This window comes from Streptomyces globisporus C-1027, assembly GCF_000261345.2.
Classification (GTDB): Bacteria; Actinomycetota; Actinomycetes; order Streptomycetales; family Streptomycetaceae; genus Streptomyces; species Streptomyces pakalii.
Window position 1 is genome coordinate 78,350 of record NZ_CP013738.1, and the last position, 12,115, is coordinate 90,464.

The window sequence follows — 12,115 nt, forward strand, 5'->3', positions numbered from 1 at the left end:
TGACCTACCACTGCGGCCATCTCAAGGCGGCCGGGCTCATCACTCGGGAGCGACGGGGGCAGCACGTGGTGGCGCGGCGCACGGCCTCGGGCCGGGCACTGGTCACGTTGCTGTCGGGGTGAGCTTCCGGCCGCCACCCTGACATCTGTCAGGACCGTCGGCCGGATCTCCTTCCTATCGTCGTCCTCCAGGCCCGGCGGTGCTGCGGGCCACCCTCCGCCGACAGGAAGAGACGGCTCTCATGCGCCCGTTCCGCACGACTCTCGCCACGGCTGCCGCCTTGACCGCAGCCACCGCAGGCGTCCTCGTCGCGCACCCGGTACAGCCCGCCCACGCCTCGGCCTCCGACTGCGAAAGCGGCGCACGTGGTTTCCGCGACCACCCCGACAACGCCGAGGGCGACACCGACAAGCCCGCCGACTTCAGCATCGGCAGTGTCCGCATCACGCTGGAGAAAGGCTCCTACGTCGGCCAGCAGATCGCCTTCGGGAAGATCAGCGGCCAGACCCGGCCCGGCGACAACGTCTGGATGGACTGGCGTGCCGACGGCTGGGACCGCGATCAGAACGCCATGTCCCCCTGGCTGCAGTGCGGGCCCTTCACCGTCCGCTCGGCCGGGCAGAGCCTGACCACACCGTTCCGCCGCACCAGCACCGACCCGCAGTACCAGTTCCGTGTCTGCGGGTCACTGAAGTCCGACGGCGTGATCCGCTGCTCCGGCTGGTGGTAGAGCGAGCCCGCAGTCCCCGCCCCCCGGTATTCACTCGAAAGGTATGACCGTGCGCAGAATCCTGCGCGGCGCCGCCGCGCTCGCCTTCACCGCCACCGCCGTTCTGACCGGAGCCGCCCAGGCCCAGGCAGAGGGCGGCACCTGGGACGGCTGCCCCTACGGCGCCGTCTGCGTCTACCCGGAGAACGTGACTCCGGTCAACAACCCGCATCCTAGCCACATCTTCTACTCCTACGGCTTCCACCGCGTCTACAACCAGTTCGGCAACCACTGGGTCTTCAACAACCAGTACGACGGCGCCGTCGCAGAGCTGTGCAAGTCCGTCAACACGGACTGCACCGAATCCATCCCATCGCAGCAGGGCTGGTACGTCGACATGACACCGATCAACTCGCTCCACCTCAGGGAGCACTACCAATGAGGCACCATCGCCTTGCCGCCGTGTCCGCCGCGCTGCTGCTGACAGGCGGCGCGGCGGGCTCCGCGACTGCCGCCGCCCCGGCGGGACCGGCCCGTCCCGCCGCCGCGTCCGCCGAGGTGCCCGCCGGTGTCAGCGCCGGCGTCGCCGTCTTCGACCGGCAGACCGGCGCCTTCACCGAGCAGCTCAACACGAGCACCCGCTTCCGCTCCGCGTCGGTCGTCAAGGTGCTGATCGCGCTGGACCACCTCTGGGGCCTGGACCACGCCGTGCCGGACTCCGACCGGGCCTGGCTGGAGCCGATGCTGCGCGCCAGCGACGACGGCGCGGCCAGCGCCTACTGGTCAGACCGCGGTGGTGCGGCGATCATCACGCGCATGGTCGACCGCCTCGGCCTCAGAGACACGGCGCCGCCGCCCGGCGGGTACGAGGGCTACTGGGGCTACACGGCACTCTCCGCGCGCGACACGGTGACGATCTACCGATACCTCCTGGACTCGGCGCCCTCTCCTGTGCGCGACTTCGTGCTGGGCAACCTGCGCCAGTCCACGCGCTGTGCCACGGACGGCTTCGACCAGCACTTCGGCATCGCCGGGTCCTTCGAGAAACCCTGGGCGGTGAAACAGGGCTGGTCGGGATCCTCGTACGAGAAGGGAACCTGCGGCCGGCCGCGCACCGCTGCAACGGCACGTACCAGGAGCGCGGGACCGGCCGCCGCCACGGACGTGGACCTGACCCGGCCGGCGTTGCACAGCACCGGCACCGTCGGCGTCGGGGACCGGTCCATCGTGGCCGTGTTCACGCTCCATCCCGTCGGCACGCCGTACGGAAGGGCTTACACGGACATCGGCCGGCTGGTCCGTTCCCTGAACGTTCCCGGAGCCTCGCGGCCTGCGGGGTGGCGGTACGGCACGTGGAGCGATCATGTGAACGTCCGCCCCGGCCTCGGTACGGGGAACGCACCGATCACCCAACTTCCTGCCGGAGTCGAGGTGCTGGTGGGATGCCAGGCCAGGGGCGAGGTGGTGAACGTACCGCCCTATACCAACGAGTGGTGGGCGTACCTGCCCCAGTACGACGGCTGGATCTCCAACATCTACGTCAACTCACCGGACAACAAGTTGCCGGATGTCAAGGACTGCTGAACAGCCCTGCGCGACGGCTCCGCCGCCTCACCGCTGATAGTCGGCGAGGTGTCGGAGCACAGTGTCGACGTGGGGCCGCACCTGTCCGGGGACGCCTCCCTCCGTGATGACGGTGCGGTCGCTCGTGCGGTAACCGGCCGCCATCAGAGCGGGCAGGTCCTCCACGGGCATGCCTGCCTTCTTGAACTGCTGGTCGAGCCAGCACACGTACAGCGACATCGTGGCGATCGCGTCCGGCGGCGATCGGTAGTCCTTGTCGCCGTCACCGTCGCCGTCGACCGCCCAGGCCCGGAACACCGAGGGCGTCCACATCGCGATGCCGTACTCCTCGCTCGCCGGGCGCTCCGCGTCCACGTCGAACCCGCTCTCCGCCTTGAGCATGGCGGCGAGAAAGACTGGCGTGACCTCAGCGTCGGAACAGCGCTGAGCGGCCTTCACGATGATCGGCCGCAGAGCCTCGGGCACGTCGGAGTGCACCGGGATGCCCCCGGCGACCGGGCTGCCCGCTTCGGTAACGGCAGCTGGTGCGCCCCGCCCCCGGCCCTCGTGCTCCTCTTCGCCGCCCCCGAGCAGCGCGGCCCCGGCGATGACGGCAGCCGGCACCGTCGCCAGCAGCACGGCGACCGGCAGCAGGCGACGCCGACGACGCGGGCTCGCCAGCCGCTCGATGCGGGCGGACAGGCTCGCGGCATTATGCCTCAGGCGGCCGGCGTGATCGGGCACCAGACAGTCCCCGATGAGCCGGCGCCAGCGCTCATCGATCCCGGCGTCCAGACGCAGGGGCTCGGTACTGCGGGCGTAGGCCTGCGAGGCGAGCGCGCGGGCACGGGCGGTGGCGCCCGGAAACGGGTGGAGCCCACCGGTGAGCACCTGATGGGCCAGGACGCCGAAGGCCCAGATGTCGGCGGTCGGCCGCACCATCGTCCCGTTCGTCCCGGCGCGCTGGGACCACCACTCGGGCGGCACGTGGTCGAGCGTGCCGAGCGGTGGAACGTAGGCGTGGGTGCCGTCCAGTTCGGTGGCGAGGCCGAAGTCGGCGAGCCAGACCGCTCCGTCCCCGCCCAGCAGCACGTTGGCGGGTTTGAGGTCGCCATGCACCCAGCCGGCGCCGTGCATTTGGGCGAGCCCAGCGGCGACGCCGCGCAGGATCCGCACGGCGTCCGGGACCGGACGGCCCGTCGTGGCGGCGTCCAGCACCTGCCGCAGACTTGCCTCGGCCCGGTCCATGACGAGCGCCATGGCGCCGTCCAGCTCCGGCAGGTCCGGCGCGTCCACGGTGCACACCGCGTGCGTCCGTACGAGATGGGGGTGGTCCGCCTCGGTGCTGAACCGCACCTCGCGCGCGATCAGTTCACCGAGCGCGGCACGTTGACCGGGTGCCAGCGCGCCCGTAGGCAGCACCTTCACCGCCACGACGGCACCGTCGGCGACCGCGTGGGCCGCATACACGGTCCCCCAGCCGCCCGACCCGATGACGGCGTCCACCTGCCAGTCTCCGACACGGAAACCGGGGGGCAGACGCGGCGTCCGGACGGCGCCGCCCTCGGCACCCGAGGACGTCATGCGCCGCTCTCCTGCGGTACGGGCCGCCTGCGGGGCGGCAACAGGGCGAGGTGCTCCTCGCGCACCAGGCCGAAGCGCAAGGCGAGGGCGACCAGTCGAGCGCGCTTGACACCGGTGCGGCTGTTGCCGTCGTCGCCGAGGTCCAGGCGCAGCTTGGCGAAGGCGAGATAGTCGATGTGGTGGTTCACCGTGGAACGGTTCAGTCCACGACAGCTCTCCAGCGGACGAAGCCGCTCCGCAATGTCCCCCGCGCCCGGCAGCACACTGTCCGAGGGGTCGCGCAGCCGCGGCTCGCACAGGGCCACCAGCACCAGGAAGTACTTGGCCGTCGCATCGAGCGCATAGGGGTGCACGGTGGGTTCACCGGCGCCGGGCGAGGACTGCTCGTCCAGATAGGCGTGCTGCGGGGCGAAGACCTTGAAGTCGGCGCTCCCGCCCAGCGCGGGCAGGACGACTCTGGAGAACTCGAAGGGCACCGGCGCTCCGATCCGTCCTGGCGCAACGGTGAGGTACTCCCCGGCCCCCTCCAGATTCTCGACCACGTACGCGATGTCACGGCTGTAGTTCGACAGCCGCCAGTAGTCCTCGGCCGCCTCCAGCCGTCCCGCCCGCCGGGAGATTCCGGGGTCGGGCAGGACGATGGGTACCGTCCGGCTACCGGGCGTGCCCCGCCCGAAATCGGCCACGTCCCCCGGCCCCATGTGCAGCAACTCAGGTTCGCCGACGCCGTCTTCGCCCGGCCTGGACGGACCGGGCAGCTGCACGATGATCGTTTCCATACCGTCTTCCCTCCGGCGCTGTCGCCAGAACTCGAGAGGCTTCTTGAGGGTTCCCGTCCCTGTGCCTCCGCACAAGGCGGGGCACGTCCCCTCGATGGCCGTCGCCGATTCCCGGTTCCTCCCGACCTGCCCTGCGCAGTCGACGCCGGGACGGCGGCAACGCAACCTCCGCCATGGCGCGCCGACTTCCGCCGGAAAGCCGCACACCTGGCATTGCCATCGACGCAAGGGGCCGTGCACGGGCCGACTCCAGGCGTGAGCGCACGAAGCGCGACCATAAGGACGATCGGCCGGCCGTCTCGGTTCCCTGCGATGCGATGAGCCACGACCACGCGTCCTGGCCCGTCGCCGTACCGAGTTCGGCGGTGGTCCGGGCGGCGAGATGCGGCTGGACTACCGCGCGTACGGGCGGCGAAGGCTTCGCCGCCTCGCTGCGGTGAAACGGCCCCGTGCGGACGCCTACGGCCGGTGCGCGCAGTTGGTCACGGCTGCCGCATGACGAAAGCCTGAGCGGACTCCGCGCCCCGACACCCGGCGCCCCCGCCGTGGACCGGCAGGGTCGCGACGGCCTCCGGGCTGACTTGTGCGTCCGGAGAGGTGCCATCCGGCGGAAAGGTCAGCTCGTCCAGGTCTTGATCTGAGCAGCGACCTCCCGCACCGGGAGACCGTCCCGGGCGGCGCGGGCCAGCGGGAGAACGGTGTCCAGGCCAGGGCCGACCGGCATCCCGCACGCCGACAGGTAGGCCGCGGTCACCGTAGCCGCGAACAGCAGACTCCGCTTCTCCAGGCTCGGGTTTCGCGCCAGCTCGCACAACAGAGCCGCTGCCTTGTGGTGCGGCTGGGGATATACCTCATGGTCCAGGACTTCCGCTCGATGACGCGCTTCGGCTGCCACCGGCACGCCGTAATCGACGACCTGGGGATCCCCCGGGATCTGCTGCGCCACCGCCAGGATCCAGGCGAGATCAATGCGAAGGTTCACGCGGCATCCCGCGCCGCGCTCTCAGTCAGACCTTCCGGAAGGCCCGGGTAGTGGTCTTCACCGACTTCCGCCTCGAATTCATCCGCGTACTGGGCCAGGAACGTCGCAGCGCCGGCCATGAAGGCGGCGCGTGCCTGATTCACATCGGCCTCGATCAAGTCAGCCACGTACCCCTGCAAGGTCAGACCACGGCGTTTAGCCCGGTCCTCGGCCGCCGCCTTGACTGCGTCGTCCAATCGGATATTCGTCTGCTTTGCCATACCCACCATTGTAGCTAGTCCCTGGTACCACCGACTAGCAGACGGGAGGGGGCAGGCGAGGCCTGGTCCCGTTAGCGAGCCCTGGTGCGCCACAGCCATCCCGCGCCCGCCAGCGTGAGGAGAAGGCCCGTGACGGCTCCCGGCCAGCGCCATGTGTCGATCACGGCGTAGTTCCGGGGTGCGACGACGGCCAGGTACCAGATCACGTTGATCGTGACGGGCAGGAGCGTGGCCAGGGCGAGACCTGCCCACTTGCGGGCTGTCGTCCAGTAGCGGGAGCGGCACACCATCACTACGGCCGTGATCTTCATGGCGAAGCTGATCCAGCTCAGGAGCACGTGGTCTCCCGCATAAGGCAGTGCACCGCTGAGCACCAGCAGAAGCAGCGGTAGCCAGGCGGGTGAGCGGCGGCGCTCCGGTGTGCGCGTGGGGGGTGTGGTGGTGTGGCCGAGTTCGTGGAGGGCGGTGCTGGCGATCGTGCGGGGGTCGCCCACTTCGTGGAGGATCGCGCGGACGTCGCCGGGCCGTTCTGCGCGTGCGACTTCTATGTGCTCGCTGAGGTCGGCGAGGAGTTCCTGGCGGGCTGCCGGGGGCAGCGCCGTGCTTTCGCGTTCCACGGTCGCGAGGTACTCCCGGACCAGGGTGTTGTCATCGGTTTTCAAGGTTGCGCCCCTCAGGGGTTGTGACGGCGCCCGTTGGGGGGCGAAAGGAGGTGGTCGACGGTGTCGCGGAATGCCGGCCAGAGGCCGGTGAAGGAGTCGAGCGCGGTGCGTCCCGCATCGGTCAGCTGGTAATAGCGCCGCGGCGGGCCGGTGGAGGACTCCTGCCAGGTGGTGATGACGAGTTCGTCGCGCCGGAGCCGTGAAAGCAGGGGGTAGACGGTGCCCTGGCTCGTGGCGAGCACGGTCTCCTGAAGGTCCTTCAGCAGCTCGACTCCGTACTTGGGCCCGTCTCGCAGAAGGGCGAGGACGCAGTACTCCAGGACACCTTTGCGTAGCTGGATCTCGATCTTGTCCGGAATCTGGTTACGTGCTTCACCGGCTACCATGCATCACAAGATACCAGGTGTCGCAAGAGCGATGGATCAGCAGCAGAAGACCTCCCGCGGTGGGGGCTGTGCGACCTCAACGCGAGAGGGATAGGCATCCGGCAGCCCCGGGGCGGTCCAGCTCTGGGGAGTTCAGGGCTGAAGACCACCTTGGCCCAGCCGCCCCTGGTTCCTGGCGCCCATCGTGGAGCACCCAGAAGCGACTGCCCGTCCACGCGTAGGCGCGGACACCGCCTCCCTGATTCTGGCCGCCCTAAGGTCCGAGGGCGTCCGCAGCCGAGCAAGCAGGCCCCGCACCCCCGTCTCCGTGCTCTCCTGCGCGCTGTCGGCGACGCCCCGTACAAGTCGGACGACGCTCAGGATGCGCGGTTCGGCCTACCGGACCAGAACGGCCAGGAGCAGTGATTGCGACTGGCCGAGATCCCGCTGCCACCGAGCACCCCGACCGCCTGGCCGCGCTGAGAACCAAGCAAATGAGAAGACCCGGGTCTCATGACGTCGGGGGCTTCGCCGGGACCATCCCCGCGGGCGTGGAGAGCACTCCCCGATCGTGAACTGCTTGCGCGGGGCCTGCGGCTCACCTCCGCTCGCGCGGAGAGCACCAGGACTCCCCTACACCCAGCGACGGCAGCTGCTTGTCGACCTCATCGGCAAACTCGGACCACCCATCCAAGCCGTGCCCACCCCCGACGGCCGAGACGCCGCCGTCGCCTGGTACGACCGGCTCCAGGAGCAAGGCGTCGAAGGGATGATCGCCTGCAAGAAGGGGACGGCCAGCTACCCCATGAACAGCCGGGTGGACCCATCCGGCTGTTCGCACGGCTCGACCCCGTTCTCTCTGGGCGCACCGGCGACGCGCTCACCGCGGTCGAGGTACTCGCCGGCTCCGGCAGGCACGGCACACTCACCGTCACCCGCACGCGGTAGCAGAGCCCCGAACGCAACCGCCCTCCCCCAGCCAGACCGAAGGAGGGCGTGGACAGCAGGTCAGGCGACGGGCTCGTACTCCACGGTTTCCTGGCCGCATCCTTCGGCCAGCTCGGCCAGGGCGTCGGCCTCCGGCTGGTCCACGTTCAGCCCCCAGCGGAGCTTCGTCGACACCCAGTCCGCGGCGTAGGTGCAGCGGCCGTCAGCCAGCGGCGGCAGCCACGTGGCCGGGTCCTGGTCGGACTTGCTGCGGATCGACCTTGCGGTCACCGCCACCAGCGACCGGTCGGCGTCCAGGTCGTTCGCATAGGCCTCGCGTCGGTCCGCCGACCAGGCAGAGGCGCCCGAATCCCAGGCCTCGGCCAACGGCACCATGTAGTCGATGTCCAGGCCGCCCGGCTCCGTCAGCGTGAACCCGTCGTAGTACGAGTACCACTCGCCGCCGATCACCTTGCAGGCGCCTTCGACCGTCGGCTCCACACGGGACTCGGCGATCAAAACCTCCATGCGGGTATTACAAGTGTCCTTGTCGGCGTCGACCCAGTGCTTGAACGAGGTGCGCTGGTAGCCCTCGCGGGACTCGTCGGCCAGCGGCAGCTGCTGGACGGCGTCAGCGAGGGAGAGAGGCTCGGCGGCCTGGGCCGACGCAGCGGAGAACAGAGGCAAGAGGGTGAGAGCGGCAGCAGCGAGGCCCCGCACGGTCTTCTTGATCACGCAGCCTTGGTACCGGCCGGCCAGCGCCAACCAGCACCGAACCGCAGCCTCTTCACCCTGCCGGGTGGGAAGTCGTACAGGACGTCAACGCCGTTGTCAGACCCGACAGCGAAGATGACCCCCATCCCGATCACCATGCAGGACTTTGCCCTCACCTGGACCGACAGCACCGGCAAAGCCCGCGCATCCCCCGTCGCCTACGACAAGGGCAGCGCCAACAGTCGGAAGACCGGACTCGGAGCTGGCGGCCACACCGACGTGAAAGTCGTGCCGATCATGCCCGGAAAACTCCCCAACCCTGAACGCGGGCAGCCGCTTGGCCTCCCGTGGGGAGCCGGGAGGAGCGGCAGGCCCAGCCCGGCTGGGGGTCCGACGGGCAGAGCCTGAGAGTGGAAACCTCGCCCTGGCAGGAGGCGTCTCACAAGGGCAACGATGCACCTGATCCGGCCACAGGGGTAGAGCTGTGACCGAAACACGCGCCTACTGGGCGGGCTCCGGCAGCACGTGCGGACAGAAGGACTCCTCCAGGAAGCCGTACATCTCGCTGACCTGCTCCCACGTGGCGCCTGTGCTCATGTCTTCCTGCATCAGTTCCTCGTAGGTGCGGTCCCCTGCGTTCACGTCTTGGCAGTTCATCATCTGCCCGATCGCGAGACCCTGCTTCTCGAACTCCGTCATCGGCTGCTCGATGCTCACCCCGTAGTTGTTTACCTGGCCGACCTCGGCGGGTGCTGGACGAGGTCGTCGGTGATGTCCACGCTTCGGAGGCGTTCAGTGGTCTCGGGGACGGCTTCGCCCTCCTCGAACTCCGACTCGGATTCCTCGATGACGGTGTCATCTTCGGAGGTGTCGATCTCCTCGACGGCTGCAGAGTCGTCGAGTGGTGCGTCGTCTGCCTCGCCACATGCACTGAGACAGGCCGCGAGAATCACGGCAGCGGCGATGATACGGATCTTCGTGAGTCCCCCGAGTTGATACGGAATCGACCGGCAATGTCGCCAAAGAGTGCCTCAGCCGCGTCGACGTGCGCAGCGTTTCGCTCCCCCTTGGCCCCCACCTGGCCGCAGCCCGCCCTGACCTCGCCGCCCAGCTCGACGCCCTCACACACCCCTGACGTCAGCCGGTTCACCAGCGCAGCAGCAGTCCGTCGAACTCTCGCCGACGGCACCAGCACGACGAAAGGTCCTGACCGCTCAGGGCAGGCCAGGGAGCCACACGCGCCTCGCGAAGCTGACACGGCCCCGGCAACGGGCGGGTATCGAGGCCGCGGACCGCGAAGGCGTGAAGGCTCATGGCCAGCGCATGCGTCGCCAGCCCACCACCTTCAGCACCAAGGACAGAGCCCCTTGGACCCGCAGGCCAGGAAGCGTGCTCTCGCCGACGCGGCGGTGTTCCGGCCTTCTCGGCAGCGGCCATGGCCACCCGTCCTCCCCGCCGACGCGGAGGTGCGCCGAACCGTCCGCATGCGCGTCTGACCGACTGCGAGCCCTCCGCGCGAACGAAGCCCCCGAGGCGGAGAGGCGCCTCACCAACGATCACCAAGGACCACCCCGCGGCGCCGAACACCGAGCACGGCGTCGAGCTGCTCCTCGCCCTCGGCGCGAGCTGGGACGTGCACCACAAGGCAGCCACACCTGATCCGTGATGAACTATGGCCCGGCTTCGAGACGCTGACCTCGTCTCGAACAGGAGAGTGGGGGAACCGTGGGCCTGGGTGGGGAGGCGTGGCGCCGACTGAGCGCCGTGCTGCTCGTCATGGCGGTGGCGGCCGGGTGTACGGGGCAGGGCGAAAGCGCGGGCAGCGCAAACGACGAAGAGCTGCTGCGGAATCACGACTGGACGCAGATGCCGGGCACCACCGCGCGGAACGGCGTGCTGCGGGTCAGCGCATCGGATCGGCGCATCGTGGAGCAGGACTCCTCCGGCGGCCAGCCCAACCCCCCACTGAACCTGGCCGGCCCGCATCTCAGGTCCGATGGCGACTTCACCGTCACCGCGCGCATGTCCGGCGTGGGTGACGATGCCGGCGACTCATGGCTGCGGCTGTACGGACGCGTACCGGTCATCTACGACGAATGGCGGCAGGAGCGCCCCTCACTCCGCGTCGGCGTGACCGCCGACGGACAGGTGAGGGCGCAGATATGGGACGGCGACGGCGATGAGCCGACCACCTCGAAGGACTTCGACTGCGGCTGCTCCGGAACGGTGACGCTCGCCGTTTCGAGCATCGGAGACACATTCCGCATAAAAGCCGACGGACGGCAGCTGGGAACCGTACATGACCCGGGGGTGTTCGCCGAGGGCACTGTCTGGTTCGGTCTCGAGGCGGACACGGGCGAAGACGAACGCCGCGAGGGATGGCACCTGACCCAACTGATCGCGCGGCCAGAGAGCGGTGACTCGCTCCGCGTGATCAAAGCCCCCCAGCTACGCCAGAAGCAGTCCGACGACACACTGCGTGCCCGGGCCGCAAGTGTGGAACGACCCTTCGACGTCGGCACCGCCCTGGCCGAGAACCCGCTGCTCACCGACTCACGTTACCGGGCACTCGCGGGAAGCCAGTTCTCCATGCTCACCCCGGAGAACGCATTCAAGCCACAGTTCCTCCACCCACGCCGCGGCGTCTACGACTTCCGCGACGCGGACCTACTCGTACGCTTCGCCCGCGCAAACAACATGAAGCTTCACGCGCACACCCTCGTCTGGCACGAGGCTCTGCCCAACTGGATGCGGGAGAACGACGACCCCGAAGAGGTACGCCGGACCATGCTCCGGCACATCGCCACCGTCGCCGGGCACTTCAAAGGACAAGTCGCAGAATGGGATGTGGTCAACGAGCCCATGTCCGACGACGAGAAGAGCTACACCAACGGAAACCTCGGCCTGCGATCCGAGCAGAGCCCGTGGTACGAGGCCATGGGCGAGGAGTACATCGACGAGGCCTTCAGGGCCGCCCACCGGGCCGACCCGAAGGCACAGCTCTTTCTCAACGAATACGGGGTCGAGGAGGAAGGCGAGCGATGGGACGCCCTCTACGATCTGATCAAACGGCTCAAAGAACGCGGCGTACCGATCGACGGCGTCGGTTTCCAGAACCATGAGTACACACCCGGCGACCGCACCGCCCCGGAGACCTTCCGCAGCCATGTCCAGGATCTGGCGGAACTCGGGCTTCAGGCAAGGGTGTCGGAGATGGACGTCCCCATAGCTGAGGACGAGAAGGACGGCCGAGAGACCCAGGCTGACGAGATGGCAGGCAAGCTGCGAGTCTGCCTGGAGGAGCCGAACTGCACATCATTCTCCACCTGGGGATTCACCGACCGGTACGGCTCCACCGCCGACACCAAGATCTACCCCCCACGCCCCGCCGATTCCCTGCCATGGGACACGGACCTGCGGCCGAAGCGGGCGTACGAGCGCCTGCTCGAAGCCCTTCGGAGTGCCCCGTAACCCCTGGCGGGCGCACCACGACAGCTCAGGCACCTCACCGCGTTCTCCGCGCCCGGGATCATCCAGTACGCGAACGCCCCTACGGCCTTACGATGCATC

General features: G+C 68.9%; 14 protein-coding genes. 5 read left to right on the top strand and 9 right to left on the bottom strand.

What is annotated here, in order from left to right:
- The first annotated feature begins 241 nt into the window (after positions 1 to 241).
- The 3 genes from WQO_RS00310 to WQO_RS00320 are packed head-to-tail and all read left to right on the top strand — an operon-like array spanning position 242 to position 2,293.
- The gene (locus WQO_RS00310) at positions 242 to 730 is read left to right on the top strand and encodes a hypothetical protein (RefSeq protein WP_010063837.1); all 489 of its coding nucleotides are present in this window, start codon (positions 242 to 244) and stop codon (positions 728 to 730) included.
- Positions 731 to 773: 43 nt separating this feature from the next.
- Positions 774 to 1,151, top strand: a complete 378-nt coding sequence (locus tag WQO_RS00315; protein WP_010063836.1) for a hypothetical protein — start codon at positions 774 to 776, stop codon at positions 1,149 to 1,151.
- Positions 1,148 to 2,293: a serine hydrolase gene (locus WQO_RS00320; protein ID WP_029182652.1), complete on the top strand. Its 1,146-nt coding sequence runs from the start codon at positions 1,148 to 1,150 to the stop codon at positions 2,291 to 2,293. Before WQO_RS00315 ends, WQO_RS00320 begins: the two co-directional genes overlap by 4 nt.
- 27 nt (positions 2,294 to 2,320) lie before the next feature.
- Here WQO_RS00320 and WQO_RS00325 read toward each other — a convergent pair whose 3' ends face one another.
- A complete protein-coding gene (locus WQO_RS00325) occupies positions 2,321 to 3,856 on the bottom strand; it encodes a protein kinase domain-containing protein (protein WP_058953815.1) in 1,536 nt (511 codons plus the stop codon).
- Positions 3,853 to 4,635 (bottom strand): hypothetical protein, encoded by a 783-nt coding sequence (locus WQO_RS00330; RefSeq protein WP_010063831.1) that lies wholly within the window; start codon positions 4,633 to 4,635, stop codon positions 3,853 to 3,855. Before WQO_RS00330 ends, WQO_RS00325 begins: the two co-directional genes overlap by 4 nt.
- 317 nt (positions 4,636 to 4,952) lie before the next feature.
- On the opposite strand from WQO_RS00330, the gene WQO_RS37100 reads away from it, so the two are divergent.
- Positions 4,953 to 5,075 carry a hypothetical protein gene (locus tag WQO_RS37100; RefSeq protein WP_257134105.1) on the top strand — a complete coding sequence of 41 codons (123 nt, stop codon included), beginning with the start codon at positions 4,953 to 4,955 and terminating at the stop codon, positions 5,073 to 5,075.
- Positions 5,076 to 5,251: 176 nt separating this feature from the next.
- Here the strand turns inward: WQO_RS37100 and WQO_RS00335 are convergent, their stop codons facing one another.
- From WQO_RS00335 to WQO_RS00365, 7 genes are all read right to left on the bottom strand, one after another.
- A complete protein-coding gene (locus WQO_RS00335; protein ID WP_010063830.1) occupies positions 5,252 to 5,617 on the bottom strand; it encodes a hypothetical protein in 366 nt (121 codons plus the stop codon).
- The gene (locus WQO_RS00340) at positions 5,614 to 5,877 is read right to left on the bottom strand and encodes a hypothetical protein (RefSeq protein ID WP_237274079.1); all 264 of its coding nucleotides are present in this window, start codon (positions 5,875 to 5,877) and stop codon (positions 5,614 to 5,616) included. Before WQO_RS00340 ends, WQO_RS00335 begins: the two co-directional genes overlap by 4 nt.
- A gap of 71 nt (positions 5,878 to 5,948) precedes the next feature.
- Positions 5,949 to 6,539, bottom strand: coding sequence for an HAAS signaling domain-containing protein (locus WQO_RS00345; protein ID WP_010063828.1), 591 nt, complete (start codon positions 6,537 to 6,539; stop codon positions 5,949 to 5,951).
- Positions 6,540 to 6,550: 11 nt separating this feature from the next.
- Positions 6,551 to 6,925 (bottom strand): PadR family transcriptional regulator, encoded by a 375-nt coding sequence (locus WQO_RS00350; RefSeq protein WP_010063826.1) that lies wholly within the window; start codon positions 6,923 to 6,925, stop codon positions 6,551 to 6,553.
- Between the two features lie 987 nt (positions 6,926 to 7,912).
- A complete protein-coding gene (locus WQO_RS00355) occupies positions 7,913 to 8,566 on the bottom strand; it encodes an HNH endonuclease family protein (protein ID WP_010063825.1) in 654 nt (217 codons plus the stop codon).
- A gap of 480 nt (positions 8,567 to 9,046) precedes the next feature.
- The gene (locus WQO_RS00360) at positions 9,047 to 9,262 is read right to left on the bottom strand and encodes a hypothetical protein (protein ID WP_010063824.1); all 216 of its coding nucleotides are present in this window, start codon (positions 9,260 to 9,262) and stop codon (positions 9,047 to 9,049) included.
- 11 nt (positions 9,263 to 9,273) lie between these two features.
- Complete coding sequence (locus WQO_RS00365; protein WP_010063823.1) at positions 9,274 to 9,498, bottom strand: hypothetical protein; 225 nt, start codon at positions 9,496 to 9,498, stop codon at positions 9,274 to 9,276.
- 772 nt (positions 9,499 to 10,270) lie between these two features.
- On the opposite strand from WQO_RS00365, the gene WQO_RS00370 reads away from it, so the two are divergent.
- Entirely contained in the window at positions 10,271 to 12,016 is a 1,746-nt protein-coding gene (locus WQO_RS00370; RefSeq protein ID WP_010063822.1) for an endo-1,4-beta-xylanase, read from the top strand.
- Positions 12,017 to 12,115: the final 99 nt, after the last annotated feature.